Source organism: Rhodococcus opacus (genome assembly GCF_012396235.1).
In the GTDB taxonomy this organism is placed as follows: domain Bacteria; phylum Actinomycetota; class Actinomycetes; order Mycobacteriales; family Mycobacteriaceae; genus Rhodococcus_F; species Rhodococcus_F opacus.
The window spans coordinates 82,264-102,038 of the sequence record NZ_JAAXPA010000012.1; the positions used below are offsets into that span (position 1 = coordinate 82,264).

A 19,775-nucleotide genomic window follows, 5' to 3' on the forward strand; every position below is an offset into this window, starting at 1 on the left:
GTCAGCCCGGGAGACGCACCGGCATCAGCAGGTACGTGTACGCGCTCTCCGGCGCCGCGAAGTTGCCGGAATCGTCGGGTTCGATCTCGTCCTCGGTGGCCGGACGCAGCACCGCGGGGCGGCTGGGGGTCGTGAAACCGAACAGCACCTGCTCGCTGTGCAGCGAAGACAGTCCGTCGATCAGGTAGCCGGGGTTGAAGGCGATGGTGAGCGGCTCACCCTGGAACACCGCGTTCAAGCCTTCCTCGGCGCGACCTGCGTCGTCGCCACCGGCGGAGAGGAGCAGCCCCTCGGTGGAGAACTGCAGTCGGACCTGCGCGCCGCGCTCGGCGACGAGGGCCACACGCTTGATCGCCTCGACGAGCGGAGCGATCTCGACGGTGGCCAGCGCGGTGTGCTCGGACGGCAGCAGCTGCCGGAACTTCGGGAACTCGGCGTCCAGCAGCCGGGTGGTGGTGCGGCGGCCGTCGTTGACGATGCCGAGGAGCCCGTCGTTGCCGACCGCGGATCCCGAACCGAGCGCCAGCTCGACCGGCGAAGTGGCATCTCCTGCAAGAGTTTTCGCCGACTCGGAGAGCGTCTTCGCGGGGATGAGGACGGCCGCGGTGGTGTCGGGGTTCGCCGGCGACCACTCGAGTTCGCGGACTGCGAGACGGAACCGGTCGGTGGCGGCGAGCACGATCGCGTTGCGTTCGATCTCGACCCGGATGCCGGTGAGCATCGGCAAGGTGTCGTCCTTGCCCGCCGCGACAGCCACCTGACTGATCGCTTCGGAGAAGACGTCGGCGGGAATCGAGCCGGTCTGCTGCGGCAACTGCGGAAGCTGGGGATAGTCCTCGACCGGCATGGTGGGCAGGGAGAACTTGGCGCTTCCGCACGTGATCAGCACGCGGGTGCCTTCGAGGGTCACGTCGACCGGCTTGTTGGGAAGCGACTTCGTGATGTCGGCGAGAAGCTTGCCGGAGACGAGGACCTGACCGGCGCTACCGACCTCGGCTGCCACCCTGACCTGGGCCGATACCTCGTAGTCGAATCCGGAAACCGTCAACCCTTGCTCGGTCGCGTCCAGGAGAACACCGCCGAGAACGGGGACAGGAGGCCGCGACGGCAGACTGCGAGCGACCCATGCCACTGAATCAGCGAATTCTTCCCGGGAGACACGAAACTTCAGGCTTCCAAGCTCCATCGCCGGGTTGTTCCTCTCGGTAGGCACGGTTGTTCGCCACGGTCGGCCCGTGACCACAGCACTGCAGTCTTTCACAGAGCGGCGATGCATAACCGTATGCCCTCGAGGACGAACTTGAAAGCGGAACGGTCGCGTCCTCGAGTCTCCGCCAGAGGCCTGTGAACCGACGCTGTCCCCAACCCTGTTTTCAAAGAGGTTTTTAGAAGAATTAATGAGAAGTACTATTAGGTCCTGTGGAATCTGTGGACGAAGGTGTGTAGACGCTGGTCCGTCCGCGTCGCCGTATGGGGAATTCTCGAGGACAAACTCGAGGACCGATCCGGCACCCATGTGGACTACTCGAGGTTGTTCAAAGTTCTGCACGTTCTGTCCACAGAGATTCCACCTCATCCCCACACTTATCCACAGGTGTGCATGCTTTATCCCAGGTCCTGGCGTCGGCGTGTTGCACCGGCGTGTCGTGTCGGCGGGGATTCGCGCGAGCCTCGAGTAGACCCTCGAGCGGTACCTCGAGGACCCGCTCGAGCCAACCCTCGAGGACCGGCTCGAGGAGCCCCTCGAGTTGCCCGTGGGACGGTGTTTCCCCCGAAACGGCCTGTGCCCCCGGTAGGCGAGCTACCAGGGGCACAGGAGAGGGAGGTGTCGGTGACTACCTCTTGGAACGCTGCTTGATCCGGGCGGTCAGCTCCTGGACCTGGTCGTAGACCTTCCGACGCTCCGTCATCTCCTTGCGAATCTTCTTGTCCGCGTACATGACCGTGGTGTGGTCACGGCCGAACGTCTGCCCGATCTTCGGCAGGGACAGATCGGTGAGCTCACGGCACAGGTACATGGAGATCTGCCGGGCGGACGCCAGCGGACGCGCCTTGCCGGGGCCGCAGAGGTCGTCGATGGACATGTTGAAGTACTCCGCGGTGACCGCCATGATCGTCGCCGCATTGATCTCGAGACTCGACGAGTCCGGCATCAGGTCACGCAGCACCACCTCGGCGAGCGTGAGGTCCAGGGGTTGCCTGTTCAGGGACGCAAACGCCGTCACACGGATGAGGGCACCCTCGAGTTCCCGGATGTTGCGTTCGATCCGGGAGGCGATCAACTCGAGGACGTCGTCGGGCACCTCGAGCCGGTCCATTCGGGCCTTCTTGCTGAGGATCGCGATGCGCGTCTCGAGTTCGGGCGGCTGGACGTCGGTGATCAGGCCCCATTCGAACCTGGTGCGCAGTCGTTCCTCGAGTGTTGCCAACTGCTTCGGCGGCCGGTCGGACGAGACGACGATCTGCTTGTTCGCGTTGTGCAGGGTGTTGAAGGTGTGGAAGAACTCCTCCTGGATACCTTCCTTGCCCTCGATGAACTGGATGTCGTCCACCAGCAGCACGTCGGTCTCGCGGTAGCGGCGCTTGAATGCCACCTTGCGATCGTCGCGGAGGCTGTTGATGAAGTCGTTGGTGAACTCCTCCGTGGAGACGTATTTCACCCGCATCCCCGGAAACAGCCGCTGGGCGTAGTGGCCGGCGGCGTGCAGGAGGTGCGTCTTGCCGAGGCCGGACGCTCCCCACACGAACAACGGGTTGTACGCGCGCGCCGGCGCCTCGGCGATGGCGACGGCCGCCGCGTGGGCGAACCGGTTGGACGAGCCGATCACGAACGTGTCGAACGTGTACTTCGCGTTGAGGCTGTTACCCCCGGTCGCTGACGGTGCCGGGCCCGAGGGCGGCTTCGTGAAGTACGACGGCCAGGATTCGTGGACGCTGGCGAGGGCCTCGCGGTCGTCGTCGACTTCCTCGAAGTCCGTCGTGTCCGAGTAGGGCTGATCCTCACCGGAGCCGAACCGGCGCCTGCGGAACGAACCGGAACTGGTGACGGAAGGCTCGAGGTGGCGAGGAGTGTGGATAGGTTCCGGCTCGGGCCGGTGGTCCCGGCTCGGAGGCTCGGATTCGGGTTCATCGTCGACCGGGGCCGCGATACGCACACCGAGCCCTTCGACCTGCTCACCGAGATGCCGGCCGAGGGCGTGGAGGATCGGCTCGCGGAGATCCCGCTCGATCGCCTCCTGCGCGAAGGGCGACGGTACGGACAGGAGCGCGAAGCCCTGTGCGAGCGTCAGCGGTTTGACGAGCGCCAACCACGCCTTCTGTCCCCTCGTCAACGGCGGCAGATCGCCGCCGGGCGAATCGGATGTGAGGTCTGCGACGACGTCGATCCAGATCCGTGCGAGCGCATTCGGATCGTCGTTCACGTGGTTCCTCCCCAGTGTGTTCGCGGACTCGGCGCCAGCGGTGCCGAGTCGAGTGTCGGTGCCGTCGTCGAGGTGGAATTGGGAGCTTCCCCGACCTGAGGATGGACCCCGTACGGACCTACGAATATGCCATCTGAACTGTGTTTCCACACAATTATCCACAGATGTGGACAAACCGCAGACGCCTCTCGTCGAGACGCCGTTGCATGGTGAGGAGTCCAGATTGAACGCACTGACCTGCGCTTATGCTTGCGAAACCTGGATGAGCGGGTTCGAGGACCCAGGAAGTGAAGGGTGTCAACAACCCTCGTGGTGATCCGAAGCGGCACACCATCTGTGCCCTGTGGATGAATTGCGGTGAATATGCAGATGAGAACGCTGAAGTCGAGAGCTGGGCACTCGATCAGGGTTCATCGGCGAGACCATGCATAGACGCTAACAACAGTGTCGGCAACCTCACAGCGGTTTGGCACATTGGAAGTTGGGGTGCAAGCATTTGTCGATCCTCGGCGTGTCGGTCAACCGATTCGCGGGGGAATCGCAGGTGAGCGAGTTTGACCTGACCGTCAGTGGTAAGTACTCTCGAACAGTCACCCTGTGGTGAGGTGGCGGTTTCGTGCTGGCTCGAGTCCAGTTTCGAAGTCGTTTCATCCCCACCTGTGGATGAACACCTGAGTTTTCGCCAATGTTAGATCCATGACGCCGGGAGGCGTCGATGAACTTCGAGGAGTGTTGACCGTGGCCAAGGGCAAGCGGACGTTCCAGCCGAACAACCGACGCCGCGCGCGCGTTCACGGCTTCCGTCTTCGTATGCGGACCCGTGCGGGTCGTGCAATCGTTTCGGCGCGTCGCCGTAAGGGCCGCGAATCTCTCACCGCCTGATCCCGACACTGGGTTCGGGAGCTCGGGGTGTTGCCTGAGCCGCACCGATTGCGTCGTCATTCAGATTTTTCGTTGACTGTGCGACGTGGTCGTCGGATGGGAAGACGCGACCTGGTTGTGCACGCATTCGACCGTGCGCAGGCAGATGAGCTGGTGAGTAGCGGCGGTCCGCGATTCGGACTGGTTGTGAGTAAGGCTGTCGGGCCGGCGGTGATTCGACATCGAGTCGCACGCCGGCTTCGTCATATCTGCATCGACCTCGTGGACGTGGTTCCACGCGGAACCGATGTGGTGATTCGGGCTCTTCCGGGAGCTGCGACTGCAAGTAGCCGGGACCTGGAGAAGCAACTCCGTGCAGGTCTCCTTCGATTGGACCTTCTTGCGCCTGTGAGTAACTCCGCATGAAAAGCGCACTCCACGAGTCGCGCGCCCACACGGCCGAGGCCACTTCCTCGGTCTCTTCCGCGTGGAAGTCGGTCCGTGCGTTACCGGCGCGCACTCTCATATTCTTCATCGAGCTCTACCGGACGTATGTGTCGCCCCTGAGGATGCCGACCTGCCGGTTCATGCCGACCTGTAGCGAGTACGCGGTGGAATCCCTGCGTACCCACGGGGCGATCAAAGGCCTTTTCTTGACGGTGGTTCGGTTGGCGAAGTGTGCCCCCTGGCACCCTGGTGGGTGGGACCCGGTCCCTGCCCGTCACGACCGTCATGCGGGTGGCCGTTGCTGTCCGGCGAACGTGGACGAACAGAGGAGTACATAGAGCCGTGCTCGACTTCATTTACTATCCGGTGTCCGGGATCCTGTGGGTCTGGCACAAGATATTCGGTGCCATTCCCTTCCTCGGGCCGGACAGCGGTGTCACGTGGGCGCTCTCCGTGGTGTTCCTCGTGTTCACCCTGCGTGCCGTGCTGTACAAGCCGTTCGTCAAGCAGGTTCGCACGACGCGCCAGATGCAGGAACTTCAGCCGCAGATCAAGGCTCTGCAGAAGAAGTACTCGGGTGACCGCCAGCGTCAGGCCGTCGAGATGCAGAAGCTCCAGAAGGAGCACGGGTTCAACCCCATCATGGGCTGCCTGCCGGTTCTCGCGCAGGCTCCGGTCTTCATCGGCCTGTTTCACGTGCTTCGCTCGTTCAACCGCACCGGCACCGGCTTCGGGCAGCTCGGCATGTCGGTCGAGGCGAACGCGAACACGCCGAACTACTTCTTCAGCGTCGAGGACGTGCAGTCCTTCCTGAGTGCCCGACTGTTCGGTGCTCCCATCTCGGCCTGGATCACCATGCCGAAGGAGCAGCTCGATGCGTTCGCTGCCTACGGCCCGATCCCCACGGTGTTGAACATCGCGGTTGTCGCGGTTCCGCTGATGGTCATTGCCAGCATCGCGACCCACTTCAACTCGCGCGCCTCCGTCGCACGCCAGAGTCCCGAGGCCGCCGCCAACCCGCAGTCCGCGATCATGAACAAGCTCGCTCTGTGGGTTTTCCCACTCGGTGTGCTCGTCGGTGGCCCGTTCCTCCCCATCGCGATCCTCTTGTACTGGGTGAGTAACAACATCTGGACCTACGCGCAGCAGCACATCGTCTTCCGTCGTATCGACGAAGAAGAGGAAGAGAAGAAGCAAGCTGCCATCGCACGCCGGGCAGACAACGCTCCGAAGCCCGGTGCACGTCCGGATCTCACCAAGAAAAAGAAGAAGTCCGCGACCGCAACGGACGGCTCTTCCTCGACGGACGAGCCGGAGATCGTCGAGGGTGTCGTCGAAGACAGCGCCTCCGATCAGGTGAGTGGTGATGGTTCGGCGACGGGTACGTCGAAGCCGAAGCCCGGTGCCCGCCCCCAGTCCAACCGCGGAAAGTCCCCCAAGCGCAAGCGGCGCTGATTCAGAAAAGAGAACGAGCATGGCTAGTGAGCCTGACATCGCAGTGGACGGAGATGAGACAGACGTGACTGCAACGACGCAGAACCCGGACACCGAGGTGGATTCCGATTCTGACGACTACCTGATCGAGGAAGGGGAAATCGCCGGCGATTACCTGGAGCAGCTGCTCGACGTACTCGACTTCGACGGCGATATCGACCTGGACGTCGAGGGCGACCGTGCTGTTGTCAGCATCGACGGTGGAGACGATCTCACCAAGTTGGTCGGACGCAAGGGTGAGGTGCTCGACGCACTCCAGGAACTGACTCGCCTCGCCGTGCAGCAGGCGACGGGCGAGCGTAGTCGCCTGATGCTCGACATCGCCGGGTGGCGTGCCGGCCGTCGCACCGAATTGACCGAGCTGGGTTCCTCGGCTGCTCGCCGCGTACTCGAGAGCGGCGAACGCGAGGAGCTCGCTCCGATGACGCCGTTCGAGCGCAAGATCGTTCACGACGCAGTCGCGAAGGTCGATGGCGTTTCCAGCGAGAGCGAAGGCGCCGAGCCTTCACGTCGCGTGGTCGTCATCAAGGACTGATCCACACAAGCATCACCAAGGCGGGGCTCCCGGATTCATCTCCGGGAGCCCCGCCTCTTCTCTATCCGTATGTCGCTACCCGTCACTGTGGATTCGTTTCGTTTCACGTGAAACACGCACCCCTCCCCTCCCCCACCGAGGGGGCGGGTGTCCGCAGCGAGATTCGGATGCCTCCTCCGCTCACTGCGCTGTCTCAGGGCTTCGTGGACAGTGTGTTGTCGACGAAGACGCGGACCGTGCCCGCTCGATCTCGGAGAGAGTTTGATGTTCGCGCACGCCCGCCGGTGGTCGGCGACCAGGGTATGCGGCGGGTGTTCGCGGCCGCAACGACGCTGCGAGTTCAATGCCCGGGGTACATCGCCGAGCGCCTTGATGAGGGGCCACCAGTCCGCCAACAGGTCCACCGCTCCGCGGGCACCAGCACCGCACACAACCCAGTGCGGGCATCCACAGTTCATGGTCAAGACTGGGAGCTTCGTTGTCGTTCGGATTTGGCCCTGGTTGATCGGGCGGGTGATAGGCGGGAACCGGAAATCACACTGACGATCCCCAGCGAGGGAGGTGGCGCATGAGGAAGGATTCGGCGGCAGGAAGATCGGGCACAGTTCGGCGACGTGGATGCTGAGGATCCGGAGTGTATGGTCCCAGCCGATCCGTTCGGCCATCACGGTTGCCGGAATCTCGAGATCTCAGTGCGCCCTCGGCGGCTCACGCCGAGCAGACGGGTTCGCGGGGAAATCCCCATCGCTCATCCGATCGCCCTGATAGGCAACTGCTCGAGCCGGGATCGATGGGCAGGGGTCAAAATTGGCAAGCCGTACCCCGCTCAGTTTCAGGGGCCGCCCAAAACGTGAATCCGTCGGCGACTAGTGGGCCAACCGATCGACCAATTCCTCCTGCACCGTGCCGCCGGCGAGTGCCGAGATCGTGGAGACGAGTACTGGATCCATCGAAGCTCTGCTTCGCTCATCCGCCGATGGTCACTGGACACGATCCGAAAGTTCGCGAAGTCCTGAGCCAAACGATTCACGGTGCGCTGACTCGACGCGGTGAGTTTCGCCGCTTCTCGAAGTCCACCTCATTGAAGCGACCGAACCAGTGCCGTCGACGGGTGGAGTGAGTGAGGACCGAGGACGAACGACAAATCCGGAATCTGATCGACCGTTGGGCCGAGGCTGTGCACAGCGGCGACATGGCTGGGGTGCTCGCGGACCATTCCGACGACATCGTGATGTTCGATGTGCCACCGCCATATGAGGGTGCTCGCGGAATCGATGCGTATCGCGAGACGTGGCCGCCGTTCGAATGGCAGTCGAAGGGTGCCCGCTTCGAGATGGTGGCCTTGGATGTGACAGCCGGCGAGGACGTCGCCTTCGCCCATGCACTCCTCCGCTGCGGTATGGAAGCGGAGCTCGCCGACAATCCGGAGAACCGGCTCCGCCTCACAGTGGGGTTGCGGAAGGAAAACGGGCGTTGGCTCGTCGCTCACGAACACCACTCCTTTCCGGACACCACTGTCTGACGCGTGGCGGATAGGGGGTCCGGGACCGTCGTTTTCACACTTTCGAAGGAATTTAGGTTGTAGTTTCACCCACCCAACCACACCCGGAAGTTTCGTCACTGTGATGATTGAGAAACAGGGATTCGTTGGGGTGGAGTTGCCGAGAGGTAGCGTCGAGGAGGCGTGGACGGCTGCCCCAAGTTGGAGAGGCCCGACTCGATTGTCGTTCACCGAACCCCGCGTGCGTCCGCTTGGGAAGGTCGCGGGGTGACGCGCGAACTAGGCCAGTGACCGCCGTCTGTTCCACGTGAAACACGAGTCGTGAAACACGAGTCGGTTGTTCCACGTGAAACCGCCGCTCGGGGCTCGGTCTGGTTGTGTCGCCGCCGTGGACGGGGTCGTCTGTTCCACGTGAAACATGAGCGCCGCGATCTGCAGTCCCAAATCTGCGTAACTCTCTGCCGGCGTTGGGCGCGACATCGACCGTCCGAGAGGGTTCGCCGTCGAAGGGACGGCCGGATTCGCGGGATCGCCAGGATTCATCACCGAGAGACGACCGAACCCCTCCCCTCCCCCACCGGAAGGGGTGCGGCCCAACACTGCTCCGGCGTTGCGCGTTCGAGTTAAGGGACATAGTCGCGAGAGAGGGCGGATAATGAAGAAGCTGTGTTTGTTGATTTCGCGATATTCGCGGGAGGATGTTTCACGTGGAACCGAATGGTGGAGAGCCGGCCGAATGGGACGAACAAGCGGCGGCACGCCAGGTGTTCGGTGAACGATTCGATATTGCGGAGCGCTACTACAAGTCGTTGGCGACCGACGGTGTCGAGCGGGGGTTGATCGGACCTCGTGAGGTTCCGCGGCTCTGGGAACGTCACCTCCTCAACTGTGCCGTCGTTGGTGAACTGATCGCCGAGGGTGAGTCCGTCGTCGATGTCGGAAGCGGTGCCGGGTTGCCCGGTATCCCCCTCGCGATTGCCCGTCCCGATCTCCGCATCACGTTGGTGGAGCCGTTGCTGCGGCGGTCGGTGTACCTCGCCGAGTTCGTCGAGTCGAACGGCCTGGACGTGCTCGTGGTCCGGGGCCGCGCCGAGGAGTCGGGTGTGGTGAAGGAAGCCGGTGGCGCAGACGTTGTGACTTCGCGAGCGGTGGCACCGTTGGAGAAGTTGGCCAAGTGGTCGCTGCCGCTTATCCACGAGCATGGGAGAATGCTCGCATTGAAAGGTTCGAGCGCCGCCGAAGAGATTTCCCGTGATCGCGCTTCCCTGACTCGGTTGGGTGCTGGCAAGCTGGATATCGTGGAATGCGGAGTGGGCCTGCTTCCTGTCCCCACCGTTGTCGTTCGGGCAGAACGTGTACCGAAACGCCGTCAGCGTCGATGACGATGGGCACGGTGACTAGGGAGTGAATATGTCGAGTAACGAGCGATTCCCAATCGAAGGAGTAGTCAATGTCGGGTGGGCCTGAATCCGCCGTTTCACGTGAAACAGTTTCACGTGAAACCGACCATCAATCCGACCAGGCGACGAGCTCCGGGAACGGAGACGACGGATTCACGGCCCCCTACAACGGAATCTCCGTCGAGGAGACTCCGATCGGTGCCGCCGCGCACCGCGCGAGTCAGGTACTGCACCCCCACTCGGTGAGTCTGCCGAAGCCGCCCGAACGGCGGATCCTCACGATCGCCAATCAGAAGGGCGGCGTCGGTAAGACGACGAGCGCGGTCAACCTCGCCTCCGCCCTCGCGGTGCAGGGACTCACCGTCCTGGTCATCGACCTCGACCCGCAGGGCAACGCCAGCACGGCGTTGGGCGTCGCCCACCACTCCGGTGTGCCGTCCAGCTATGAGCTTCTCCTCGGTGAGGTGACGGCAGCGGAGGCAATCCAGAAGAGCCCGCACAACGACCGGCTGTTCTGCATTCCGGCCACGATCGACCTCGCGGGCGCCGAGATCGAATTGGTCTCCATGGTCGCCCGCGAGGGACGGCTCAAGGGCGCGCTCTCGGAGAAGGCTCTCGGCGAGGTGGATGCCGACTTCATCCTGATCGACTGCCCGCCCTCGCTCGGACTGCTCACGGTGAACGCGATGGTCGCGGCCAAGGAAGTTCTGATCCCGATCCAGTGCGAGTACTACGCCCTCGAGGGTGTGGGACAGCTGCTGCGGAATATCGAACTGGTGCAGGCACATCTCAACCCGGATCTCCACGTGTCGACGGTCCTTCTCACGATGTACGACGGGCGCACCAAGTTGGCCGACCAGGTGGCAGAAGAGGTCCGCACCCACTTCGGTGACGCCGTCCTCCGTGCCGTCATTCCCCGCAGCGTGAAGGTGTCCGAAGCGCCCGGGTACGGCATGACCGTGCTCGATTACGACCCCGGCTCGCGGGGTGCCATGAGTTACCTCGACGCGGGACGTGAACTCGCAGCACGCACCGCACACATCACGAAGCAGGAGCAGCGATGAGTCAGACGCGTAAGGGTGGACTTGGCCGTGGACTGGCTGCGCTCATTCCTACGGGACCGACCACGACGGGACCGGGGCTGGGCAACGCCGCCGCGGACGTCGTGATCGGCGCGGACCGACGCACCGTACTGACCGCTCCCGCGCCGAACTCGTCGGACTCTGCGACGGACGAGAAGACCGCTCCCGCGTCCACGGGAAACAATGGAGGGAGCAACGGCGCCGACGGCGAATCCGGGAACGGTGCTCAACCCCTCCCCTCCCCCACCGGGGCGGTGTACCGGGAGATCGCCCCCGACCTGATCGAGCGGAACCCCAAGCAGCCGCGTCAGGTGTTCGACGACGAGGCTCTCGCCGAGCTCGTCCACTCGATCCGTGAGTTCGGGTTGATGCAGCCGATCGTGGTGCGTCCGCTCGACGACGGCAAGTTCCAGCTCGTCATGGGCGAGCGTCGGTGGCGTGCCAGCCAGGAAGCCGAGCTGGAGACGATCCCGGCGATCGTTCGCGAGACCGGCGACGACGCCATGCTTCGCGACGCGCTCCTGGAGAACATCCACCGCGTGCAGCTGAACCCGCTCGAAGAGGCTGCGGCGTATCAGCAGTTGCTCGAAGAGTTCGAGGTGACCCACGAGGAACTGGCGGCGAAGATCGGTCGCTCGCGTCCCGTGGTGACGAACATGATCCGACTGTTGAAATTGCCGATTCCCGTGCAACGCCGCGTCGCGGCGGGTGTGCTGTCGGCCGGGCACGCTCGCGCCCTGTTGTCGCTCGAGGCCGGAGCCGACGCGCAGGAGGTGATGGCGGCACGCATCGTCGCGGAGGGCATGTCTGTTCGCGCGACGGAGGAGGCGGTGACGCTCGCCAACCGCAGCGACGACCAGGCGGCGCAGCCCGCCCAGCGCCGCAAGCCGATCCAGATGCCGGGCCTGCAGGACGTCGCCGAGCGGCTGTCGGATTCGTTCGACACGAGGGTCACGGTCAGCCTCGGCAAGCGCAAGGGCAAGATTGTGGTCGAGTTCGGTTCGGTGGACGATCTTCAGAGGATCGTTGGGATGATGGAGGCACAGAAGGCCGATTCATGAGCGCCTGAGAGAGGTAGAAGTACCCGCGGGTGATCCGTCACTGTGACAGTGGCCGCTGACGGACCGACTCCAGCAGAACTATCGGGGGCGAAAAACGTTGAATACCAGAGGATGTCGAATGATCTGCGGTAGTGACATATGGAGGCTGAGCTAGCCAGTGTCGACTCACGTCACATCGCTCACTCTCGACGGCTTGGACAAGCTCTCCGCCCACGCTCGTCGCTGTGTCTTCTGGGAAATGGATCCCGCGGCGATCCACAGTTCGCGCGGATTCTGCGATCAGGAGTTCGAGAAAGAAGCCTGGCTCTCCATGGTCATGCTCGAATGGGGATCGTGCGGACAGGTGGCCGTCATGGACGGGAAGCCGGTCGGCAGCGCCCTCTACGCTCCCCCGCGGACCGTGCCGCGCGCGCAGCTACTCCCGACCGCTCCGGTCGGTGCCGACGCCGTCCTCCTTACGAGCCTCCGGCTCGAGCCGGCCGGTGAAGAACAGAATCTGGGAACCACGTTGATCCAAGCCGTGGTGGCCGATCTGGTGCGCCGCGGTGTTCGCGCGCTCGAGGCGTTCGGTATCCGCAACACCGACGGAACCGGGCCGATCGACACACACGGGATGGCGTCAGCCACAGCGGCGCGCGAGTGCTCCCCGGAGGAGTGCATGATTCCCGCCGATTTCCTCGAGGACAACGGCTTCGAGATCGTCGCGCCCCATCATCGGTTCCCGCGCCTACGGCTCGAGCTGAACCGGGATCACGGGTGGAAGGAAGACGTCGAGGCTGCCCTGGAGCGTCTGATCCACACCGCGACGGTGAGCATGGTCGACATCGGGGAGCGCACACCCGTCGGTGCGCACTGAGCGTTCGGGAACGAGATGTCAGGAACGTTCGGAGGAAGACAGCTCTTCGGCGAGCAACTCGGCGAACGTGAACGTTCCGGTCGGCTGGTCGTCCTGACCGAGCAGGTACAGACGCTTCACGGAGATGAGGATCGCTTCGGCGATGGCGTCGCGCGCACGCGGGTTGGAGAGCACCGCGGCGTCGAGGTCGTTGGTGAGGTACCCGAGGTCGATCTGCACGGTCGGCATGTTCGTCAGGCGCAGCAGGTCCCAGGTGCGACCGTGGGTCCGGCAGTCCTGCAACGGCGTGCGCGCCACGATCTCCCGCTGAATGAATCCGGTGAGAACCTGACCGATCATCGACGTAGAACCGTGCGAGTTGCCGAAGTGGAAGCTCGCGACACCGTTGGCGGACGGGCTGGTGTTGCCATCGCAGCGCAGCGAGATCATCAGGTCGGCATCGAAGGCGTTCGACGTGGATGCGCGTTCGATGTCCGTGGGATTGGCGTGGTGCGGGCGGGACAGGAACGTCTCCATGCCCGTGGCGGCCATGCGGCCCTCGAGGCGGCTGGCGAGGTCCCACAGGATGTCGGACTCCGAGATCGTGCCGTACGCGGACCGGACGATGGTGCCGTAGGTGTCGCCGCCGAGGCCCGGATCGATGACGATCCGCTTGCCGCTCAGCTGGGGTCCTGAGCTGCGAACCATTTCTTCTTCGCTCATCGCGTGCGGTGAACCACCGGTGACGCGGGTGCCGAGCAACTCGAGCGACCGCAGGGTTGCCGGACCGCAGATGCCGTCGGCGGCGATCCCGATCTCCCGCTGGAACGAGGACAGCGAATCGTGGGTCTGCGGGCCGAAGAAGCCGTCGACGCGACCGACGTAGAAGCCGAGATCCTGCAGGCGGGTCTGCAGGGTGGCGACGTCGTCGCCGTAGAGCGGTGCGGACAGCTGGTAGATCAGCGTGCGCGCGCCCAGGCGGTACGACGCCTCTTTCATGGACCGGTAGGTGGCAGGACCCACGATTCCGTCGACGAGAAGCCCACGCTGCTGCTGGAAGGCCCGTACGGCGCTGTCCAGGTGATGATCGAACACGGCGTCGGGGGCGATCCAGTGCGAACCGTTGGTGCCTTCGCGCCGGGTGTCCGCGATGCCGTTGTGCAGGAAACCGAGACCGGCCAGAGTGCCCCGAATCTCAGCAACGGCCGGACCATGGTCGCCGTGACGGAGTCGGTGCATTTTTCAGGGCCTCTCAGTCCGAATCAACGAGTACATACGAGTCTCGGTACAAACAAAACGATCGATGTGTTCCGGTCGGTCTAGCTGATGCGACTGGAGCACATCGATCGATTGTCTCAGAGATTCCCACAAAATCGGGAATCGTGCCGGGTGTTCGGGTGTCGATCAGAGAACGTCGGCGAGCTCTTTCAGCAGCGCAGCCTTGCCTTTGGTGCCGACGATCGTGTTGATCGGCTTTCCGTCCTTGAACAGGATCAGCGTGGGAATCGACATGACCTGGAAGTCGCGGGCAGCGCCCGGGTTCGCGTCGATGTCGAGCTTCGCGATGGTCAGCTTGTCGCTGTGCTCACCGGCGATCTCCTCCAGGACGGGGGCGATCATCTTGCACGGGCCGCACCAGGTGGCCCAGAAGTCGACGAGGACAGGCTTGTCGCTGGAAATGACGTCCTGCTGGAACGAATCATCGGTGATGGTGACGGTATTCGACACGGGGATTTCCCTTACTCGAGGTGGGTGTGTGTGGGTGAGGTCAGGCGTCGACCGGCGAGCCAGCGGCGGCGACGGTGTTGGCGGTGATGTCGCCGCGCTCTGCCAGCCAGCGCTCGGCATCCATCGCCGCGGAGCAACCGGTGCCGGCGGCGGTGACCGCCTGCTGGTAGATGTGATCGACCAGGTCGCCGGCGGCGAAGACTCCGTCCACGGAGGTGGCGGTGGTCGGCGTCTTGACGAGCACGTATCCGGCGTCGTCGAGGTCGACCTGTCCCTTGACGAGTTCGCTGCGCGGGTCGTGACCGATGGCGACGAACATGCCGGTGACGTCCAGCGTGGAGGTCTCACCGGTGACGGTGTCGCGGATCACGAGGCCGGTGACGCTGTTCTCGCCCAGCACCTCGACGGGCGCCGCGTTGGTCATGAACCGGATCTTCGCGTTCGCCTTGGCGCGCTCGAGCATGATGCGGGACGCACGGAACTCCTCGCGGCGGTGCACCACGGTGACGCTGCGGGCGAAGCGGGTGAGGAAGGTGGCCTCCTCCATGGCGGAGTCGCCGCCGCCGACCACGACGATGTCCTGATCCTTGAAGAAGAATCCGTCGCACGTGGCGCAGGCGCTGACGCCGCGGCCGAGCAACTTCTCTTCACCCGGAATCCCCAGGTAACGGGCTGCGGCGCCCATTGCCAGCACCACCGCGTGCGCCTGGTAGGTCTCGCCGTTGACGACGACCTTCTTGATTGGGCCCGTGAGGTCGAGTTCCTCGACGTCCTCGGTGCGGATGTCGGTGCCGAAGCGCTTGGCCTGCTCCCGCATCTGATCCATCAGGTCGGGTCCCATGATTCCCTCACGGAATCCGGGGAAGTTCTCGACCTCGGTGGTGGTCATGAGGGCGCCACCGAACTGGGTCCCCTCGAACTGCAGCGGTTCGAGTTCCGCGCGCGCCGCGTAGACGGCAGCGGTGTATCCGGCAGGTCCCGAACCAACGATGATGAGTTCATGAACCGTCGATGGAGTGGTCATGCGGGCCTTCCAGTAGTGAGGGGTGCTCAGTCGTATGGATCAACACAAGACTAAAGGGTGTTGTTCCCCGACTGCAGGTGATACCGGTCGCTCCCCTCGCAGGCGCCCTGATCAGCGCAGAGTCTCCCGGATGACGCAGCGGGTGCCCGTGTAGATGGTGGGCATGCATTTGTTGCAGTGGATGCAGAGTCCCTCGGCCACGTGCCGGTCGCGGAACTTGTTGACGAGGTCCGGGTCGCGGAGCAGGGCGCGCGCCATCGCGACGAACTCGAACCCTTCGCCGAGTGCGTTCTCGATGGTGTCCAGCCTGTTGACGCCGCCGAGGAGGATCAGCGGCATCGACAGGGCCTCGCGGAACTGCCGGGCCATCGGGAGGAAGAAGGCTTCCTCGAACGGGTAGGTCGGAAAGATGCGCGGCCCGTAGACCTTCAGGCCCCAGCCCACCAGCTTGGGCTGTGAGGCAACGAATTCCGCCATCGGGACCTCGCCGCGGAAGAAGTACATCCCGTTGAGCAACGAGCTGCCGCCGGTGAGCTGCAGTGCGTCGAGGTGCCCGTCGGCTTCGAGGAGCCGCGCGATGCGGAGACTGTCGTCGAGCCACAGCCCTTTCGGGACACCGTCCGTCATGTTGAATTTGGCCGTGACGGCCACCGAGTCGCCGGCGGCGTGGCGCACTCGCTCGATCACCCGCCGGGGGAACGCCGCCCGCCGCTCCAGGCTGCCCCCGTACTCGTCGGTGCGCTTGTTGAGGTTGGGACTCATGAACGAGCTGAGAAGGTAGTTGTGGCCGAGGTGGACCTCGATTGCGTCGAATCCGGCCTCGACGGCATTGCGGGCCGCGTCCTCGAAGTCGCGGGTGACCTGGTCGAGTTCTTCCCGCGTGGCGCCCTTCACCAGACCCATGGCGGGCGGGCTGAGCCGCGTGGACGGCGCGAGGGTCTTGGTGCGGTTGGACAGCGTGTTCGCGACGAGACCGGCATGACCGATCTGCGCCGCGACCAACCCACCTTCGGCGTGGACGGCGTCGGTGAGCCGGCGCAGATCAGGGACGTGGGCACGGTCGAGCACGAGGGTGTTCGCGTGGACGCGTCCGCCGGGTGAGACGGCGCAGTACGCGACGGTCGTCAGTGCGGCACCGCCGCGAGCGACCTCGGCGTGGAAGTCGACGAGCTGGTCGGTGACCCGGCCGCGCGGCATGACGCCCTCGAACGTGGCTGCCTTCACGATGCGGTTGCGCAACGTCAGGGGACCCAGGCGGGCCGGCTCCCAGATGCCGGGCCGGGGTGGTGGAACGGTCATGGTGGTCCGCCTTCGAGGGTGGTGGTGGGAGGGCGTTTCAGGCGAAGGTCGCGGCCAGCGCCGCGCGGGCAGGCCGCCAGGTGAGCCCGAGCTCGTCGCGGGTTCGCGAGTCGTCGGTCGGGGTCGCCGAGGTGAGCAGCCACGCTGCCTCGTAGCTGAGCCCCGCGCTGAGGGGCGTGAACCTGCCGACCACGTCGGCGATCCGTCCGAGCGCGCGAAAGGTGCTGCCCGACAGCGGGATGCGCCGGAGGCGACGGCCCGAGGAGTGTTCGAGGACGTCGATGAGGTGGTTGAACTCGACGAGTTCGCCGCCGCAGACGTATCGCCGGGGTCCGCGGCCGGGATGCATCGCGGCGGTGTGGACCGCGGCCACGTCGCGCACGTCGATCATCTGCATGCCGCCGTCGAATCGGGGCGCCACCCCGCCGCTGACGATCGCGCCCCATCCCTGTTCGGTGACGCCCTTGGTGGATCCGAGCCCGGGACCGACGACGCTCGTCGGGTAAGTGATGACCACGGGGGCGCCCGCGTCCTGGAGTGCGCGGGCGATGCGGTCGGCGGCCGCTTTGGTGCGGCCGTACGCGCTACGGCCCGACGCCGTCGGACTGTCCGGGCCGATGACGGCGTCGGGTGACGGAAACAGGGCACTGAAACTCGCGACGTGGATGATCGGGTCGAGTCCGAGGAAGGCCGCCCGGGTGAGGATCGCGGCGGTGGCCTGCGTGTTGATCTCCCACATCAGCTGTTCGCGACGGTCGTCGGTGCCCACTACCCCGGCGGCGTGGAGTAGCGCGTCGCAGCCGTCGAGGAGGCGTGCGACCACTTGGGCGTCGCGGATGTCGCCGACCACCTGCTCGATCCGCGCGGCGTCGTCCCCGGCTGCCACGAGCAGGGTGTCGGGAGATTCGGCGGGCGGCACCAGCAGTCGAACCGTGTGGCCGGCGGCGAGGAGCGCCAGCGTGGTGTGGGCACCGACGTATCCGGTGCCGCCGGTGACCGCGATCTTCATGTGTTCGTCCGTTTCAATTACGGTGCCACTGGACTCGTAATAGGTACGATATAGCGCGGAAGACACTTCTGTCCCACAATTCGAACCAATGAATGCAACTGGAACCGGCCGCCCCCGCGACCCACGGATCGACACCGACGTCCTCGCGGTCACCCGGGCGATGCTCGTGGAATCGGGCTGGGATCAACTGAGCATGCGGGCCATCGCGACGCGGTCCGGGGTGAGCAGGGCGTCCATCACCCGACGATGGCCGTCGAAGGCGCATCTGGTTCTCGACGCCATCCTCGGTGCGACACCCGACCTGACACCGTTCGAGGGCACCGACCGCGAAGGCTGGATCCGCTGGGTGGTGACCGGCAGCGCCGAATTGTTCTCGCGACCGGAGGTGCGAGCGGCCACGCCGGGTCTGCTGGCCGCGATCCGCGACCACGACGACCTCCGTACCGCGCTGTGGCGGGGATTCAGCGGGCCGAGTACTCAGCTGTTCGAGAGCGAGGAGGACCCGGCCGGGTCGAGCACCGCGACGGCCGTGCTCGTCCTCGCCGCCGGCGCCGCACTGTTCACGAGCCTGATCGCCGTCGAGGACGACACTCCGGAATTGCGCGCGAAGATCCTCGAGCTGCTCATGCCGGTCGCCCGTTCGGAGCGGGAAAAACCCTGAGAATCAACCGATCTCGGTGACAGCGATCGTCGCCGGATCTCCCGCGCCGCACTCGCGGCCCACCACCAGGGCCGTGATCTGCGGCGGACGCGGCGCAGCCACCAGTAGCAGTACCCCGGGAGCACCGTCGAGGCGAACCTCACTGGACCCCAGAAGGGGGCGGGACGGTTCGATGCCGTTGGCGCGCAGGCATTCTGCGAGTTGCGCGGGATCCCCGAGTGGTCCGAGCTGCCGCGAACCGATCACGGTGAGGAGGCGTCCGGAATCGAGATCGGTGCCCAGATCGAGAACGGCCGATGCCGGTGAGGTTTCGGAACTGGGCAGGGCAACGGCCGGCTCGGATTCCCGGCTGTCCGGCATGACGACCGCGACGGCCACCACGACCGCTGCCGCCGCCGCGAAGGTCCCCGCGGCCGCCGCAGCCCACTTCCGTCGCCGGGCGAGCGGCACCACGGTGGCCTCGGCCGGTGTGTCCCGTTCCGCAGCGAGAGCGCGGTTGATGCGGTCGGCGACGTCGGCGGGAATCGAGGTCGAGACCGAATGATCACGTCCGAGCGCGCCCAGCTGATCGGTGACCCGGTCGAGTGCGTCGATCACGTCCATGGCCTGCGGGTCGTTCCGGACGAGCGGCCACAGGCGATCGCTGACCGACTCCGGCAACACCCCGGCGTGGAGATCGGCCAGCAGGTCCTCGGAGTACGGCGGTGCGGGCAGCGCGGCATCGGACGGTTCGGGTTCACGGTCGGCCATGGCACCTCCTCGCCGGTTCATCGTGGTCCGGGACGTCAGGACAGTTTCCCGCTCCCACTAGGTTTTGACGCCCCGGAGTCATGATCGGTTCCCCTCCACCCGAAAATATTCGAGAGAGGCGGCCAGCTTCTTCCGGCCGCGGGCGCAGCGGCTCTTCACGGTGCCTTCCGGAACCCCGAGAAGCGCGGCCGCCTCACTCGTCGAACGGCCCTCGAGGTCGACTGCCACGATCGCGGTCCGCTGATCCGGCGGGAGCTGCGCCAGTGCGCGCTCGACCACCAGGCTGAGCTCCACCTCGGAAACGTAGTCGCGGGTATCGCGCGGTTCGTCGTCCTCGTCGGCGGACAGGGACACCGCAGGACGAGCCTTGTTCCGGCGGATGCGGTCGAGGCAGGCGTTGACCACGATCGTGTGCAGCCAGCTCCGGACCGCGGCGTCCCGGCGGAACGAGCCCGCGTTGCGGTGCGCGGACAGCAGCGCCTCCTGCAGGGCGTCCGCCGCGTCCTCGGTGGTGTAGCTGGTGCGTTTGGCGACGTGCCACAGATGGTCGTAGTGCCGTCCGAGCAGTGTCTCGAATGCGTGCCGATCGCCGGCGACGTGCGCAGCCAATAGGTCGACGTCCGAGGGCTCACCCTCGGAATCCCCCCGGAAGATTCGCACCGGCGG

The 19,775-nt window shown here is 65.0% G+C and carries 20 protein-coding genes; 11 read left to right on the top strand and 9 right to left on the bottom strand.

Going from position 1 to position 19,775, the window contains the following annotated elements; genetic code table 11:
• Position 1: 1 nt before the first annotated feature.
• Together dnaN and dnaA are read right to left on the bottom strand one after the other, a co-directional pair.
• Positions 2–1,186, bottom strand: a complete 1,185-nt coding sequence (dnaN, locus tag HGB39_RS17970; RefSeq protein WP_005249107.1) for a DNA polymerase III subunit beta — start codon at positions 1,184–1,186, stop codon at positions 2–4.
• 649 nt (positions 1,187–1,835) lie between these two features.
• Complete coding sequence (gene dnaA, locus HGB39_RS17975) at positions 1,836–3,422, bottom strand: chromosomal replication initiator protein DnaA (protein WP_005263480.1); 1,587 nt, start codon at positions 3,420–3,422, stop codon at positions 1,836–1,838.
• A gap of 738 nt (positions 3,423–4,160) precedes the next feature.
• Between dnaA and rpmH the strand changes: the two genes are divergently transcribed.
• The 10 genes from rpmH to HGB39_RS18025 all read left to right on the top strand — a co-directional run bounded on the left by rpmH (position 4,161) and on the right by HGB39_RS18025 (position 12,659).
• On the top strand, positions 4,161–4,304 hold the full coding sequence (gene rpmH / locus HGB39_RS17980; RefSeq protein ID WP_005263481.1) for a 50S ribosomal protein L34: 144 nt from the start codon (positions 4,161–4,163) through the stop codon (positions 4,302–4,304).
• A 27-nt stretch (positions 4,305–4,331) separates the two neighbouring features.
• On the top strand, positions 4,332–4,709 hold the full coding sequence (rnpA, locus tag HGB39_RS17985; RefSeq protein ID WP_005249110.1) for a ribonuclease P protein component: 378 nt from the start codon (positions 4,332–4,334) through the stop codon (positions 4,707–4,709).
• The gene (yidD, locus tag HGB39_RS17990) at positions 4,706–5,068 is read left to right on the top strand and encodes a membrane protein insertion efficiency factor YidD (protein ID WP_005560838.1); all 363 of its coding nucleotides are present in this window, start codon (positions 4,706–4,708) and stop codon (positions 5,066–5,068) included. Before rnpA ends, yidD begins: the two co-directional genes overlap by 4 nt.
• A 4-nt stretch (positions 5,069–5,072) precedes the next feature.
• Positions 5,073–6,185, top strand: a complete 1,113-nt coding sequence (gene yidC / locus HGB39_RS17995) for a membrane protein insertase YidC (protein ID WP_005560837.1) — start codon at positions 5,073–5,075, stop codon at positions 6,183–6,185.
• A 19-nt stretch (positions 6,186–6,204) separates the two neighbouring features.
• The gene (locus HGB39_RS18000; protein WP_037206810.1) at positions 6,205–6,759 is read left to right on the top strand and encodes a Jag family protein; all 555 of its coding nucleotides are present in this window, start codon (positions 6,205–6,207) and stop codon (positions 6,757–6,759) included.
• Positions 6,760–7,879: 1,120 nt separating this feature from the next.
• Complete coding sequence (locus HGB39_RS18005; RefSeq protein WP_005560836.1) at positions 7,880–8,281, top strand: nuclear transport factor 2 family protein; 402 nt, start codon at positions 7,880–7,882, stop codon at positions 8,279–8,281.
• A gap of 677 nt (positions 8,282–8,958) precedes the next feature.
• On the top strand, positions 8,959–9,642 hold the full coding sequence (gene rsmG, locus HGB39_RS18010; protein WP_005249117.1) for a 16S rRNA (guanine(527)-N(7))-methyltransferase RsmG: 684 nt from the start codon (positions 8,959–8,961) through the stop codon (positions 9,640–9,642).
• Between the two features lie 68 nt (positions 9,643–9,710).
• A complete protein-coding gene (locus HGB39_RS18015) occupies positions 9,711–10,724 on the top strand; it encodes a ParA family protein (protein WP_005560835.1) in 1,014 nt (337 codons plus the stop codon).
• Positions 10,721–11,803 carry a ParB/RepB/Spo0J family partition protein gene (locus HGB39_RS18020; RefSeq protein WP_005560834.1) on the top strand — a complete coding sequence of 361 codons (1,083 nt, stop codon included), beginning with the start codon at positions 10,721–10,723 and terminating at the stop codon, positions 11,801–11,803. The genes HGB39_RS18015 and HGB39_RS18020 overlap by 4 nt, the downstream gene beginning before the upstream one ends.
• 157 nt (positions 11,804–11,960) lie before the next feature.
• On the top strand, positions 11,961–12,659 hold the full coding sequence (locus HGB39_RS18025) for a GNAT family N-acetyltransferase (RefSeq protein WP_005560833.1): 699 nt from the start codon (positions 11,961–11,963) through the stop codon (positions 12,657–12,659).
• 18 nt (positions 12,660–12,677) lie between these two features.
• Here the strand turns inward: HGB39_RS18025 and HGB39_RS18030 are convergent, their stop codons facing one another.
• The 5 genes from HGB39_RS18030 to HGB39_RS18050 all read right to left on the bottom strand — a co-directional run bounded on the left by HGB39_RS18030 (position 12,678) and on the right by HGB39_RS18050 (position 17,698).
• Positions 12,678–13,877 carry an N-acetylmuramoyl-L-alanine amidase gene (locus HGB39_RS18030; RefSeq protein WP_005560831.1) on the bottom strand — a complete coding sequence of 400 codons (1,200 nt, stop codon included), beginning with the start codon at positions 13,875–13,877 and terminating at the stop codon, positions 12,678–12,680.
• A gap of 165 nt (positions 13,878–14,042) precedes the next feature.
• Positions 14,043–14,366, bottom strand: coding sequence for a thioredoxin (gene trxA / locus HGB39_RS18035; protein ID WP_005249122.1), 324 nt, complete (start codon positions 14,364–14,366; stop codon positions 14,043–14,045).
• A gap of 40 nt (positions 14,367–14,406) precedes the next feature.
• Entirely contained in the window at positions 14,407–15,390 is a 984-nt protein-coding gene (gene trxB / locus HGB39_RS18040; RefSeq protein WP_005560829.1) for a thioredoxin-disulfide reductase, read from the bottom strand.
• 111 nt (positions 15,391–15,501) lie between these two features.
• Positions 15,502–16,689, bottom strand: coding sequence for a 4,4'-dithiodibutanoate disulfide reductase (gene nox / locus HGB39_RS18045; RefSeq protein WP_005263506.1), 1,188 nt, complete (start codon positions 16,687–16,689; stop codon positions 15,502–15,504).
• A 37-nt stretch (positions 16,690–16,726) separates the two neighbouring features.
• Complete coding sequence (locus tag HGB39_RS18050; RefSeq protein WP_005560827.1) at positions 16,727–17,698, bottom strand: NAD-dependent epimerase/dehydratase family protein; 972 nt, start codon at positions 17,696–17,698, stop codon at positions 16,727–16,729.
• Between the two features lie 88 nt (positions 17,699–17,786).
• Between HGB39_RS18050 and HGB39_RS18055 the strand changes: the two genes are divergently transcribed.
• The gene (locus HGB39_RS18055; RefSeq protein WP_005560823.1) at positions 17,787–18,359 is read left to right on the top strand and encodes a TetR/AcrR family transcriptional regulator; all 573 of its coding nucleotides are present in this window, start codon (positions 17,787–17,789) and stop codon (positions 18,357–18,359) included.
• Positions 18,360–18,362: 3 nt separating this feature from the next.
• On the opposite strand, the gene HGB39_RS18060 is transcribed toward HGB39_RS18055, so the two are convergent.
• On the bottom strand, positions 18,363–19,109 hold the full coding sequence (locus HGB39_RS18060) for an RsmA family anti-sigma factor (protein WP_005560821.1): 747 nt from the start codon (positions 19,107–19,109) through the stop codon (positions 18,363–18,365).
• Between the two features lie 78 nt (positions 19,110–19,187).
• On the bottom strand, positions 19,188–19,769 hold the full coding sequence (sigM, locus tag HGB39_RS18065; RefSeq protein ID WP_005263510.1) for an RNA polymerase sigma factor SigM: 582 nt from the start codon (positions 19,767–19,769) through the stop codon (positions 19,188–19,190).
• Positions 19,770–19,775: the final 6 nt, after the last annotated feature.

Excerpts from the sequence above, each read along its gene's own strand:
- HGB39_RS18055 (WP_005560823.1), top strand. The coding sequence starts at position 17,787 with ATGAATGCAACTGGAACCGGCCGCCCCCGCGACCCACGGATCGACACC.
- trxB (WP_005560829.1), bottom strand. The coding sequence starts at position 15,390 with ATGACCACTCCATCGACGGTTCATGAACTCATCATCGTTGGTTCGGGA.
- nox (WP_005263506.1), bottom strand. The coding sequence starts at position 16,689 with ATGACCGTTCCACCACCCCGGCCCGGCATCTGGGAGCCGGCCCGCCTG.
- HGB39_RS18060 (WP_005560821.1), bottom strand. The coding sequence starts at position 19,109 with ATGGCCGACCGTGAACCCGAACCGTCCGATGCCGCGCTGCCCGCACCG.
- rsmG (WP_005249117.1), top strand. The coding sequence starts at position 8,959 with ATGTTTCACGTGGAACCGAATGGTGGAGAGCCGGCCGAATGGGACGAA.
- dnaN (WP_005249107.1), bottom strand. The coding sequence starts at position 1,186 with ATGGAGCTTGGAAGCCTGAAGTTTCGTGTCTCCCGGGAAGAATTCGCT.
- HGB39_RS18015 (WP_005560835.1), top strand. The coding sequence starts at position 9,711 with ATGTCGGGTGGGCCTGAATCCGCCGTTTCACGTGAAACAGTTTCACGT.
- HGB39_RS18050 (WP_005560827.1), bottom strand. The coding sequence starts at position 17,698 with ATGAAGATCGCGGTCACCGGCGGCACCGGATACGTCGGTGCCCACACC.
- yidD (WP_005560838.1), top strand. The coding sequence starts at position 4,706 with ATGAAAAGCGCACTCCACGAGTCGCGCGCCCACACGGCCGAGGCCACT.
- HGB39_RS18030 (WP_005560831.1), bottom strand. The coding sequence starts at position 13,877 with ATGCACCGACTCCGTCACGGCGACCATGGTCCGGCCGTTGCTGAGATT.
- HGB39_RS18000 (WP_037206810.1), top strand. The coding sequence starts at position 6,205 with ATGGCTAGTGAGCCTGACATCGCAGTGGACGGAGATGAGACAGACGTG.
- HGB39_RS18020 (WP_005560834.1), top strand. The coding sequence starts at position 10,721 with ATGAGTCAGACGCGTAAGGGTGGACTTGGCCGTGGACTGGCTGCGCTC.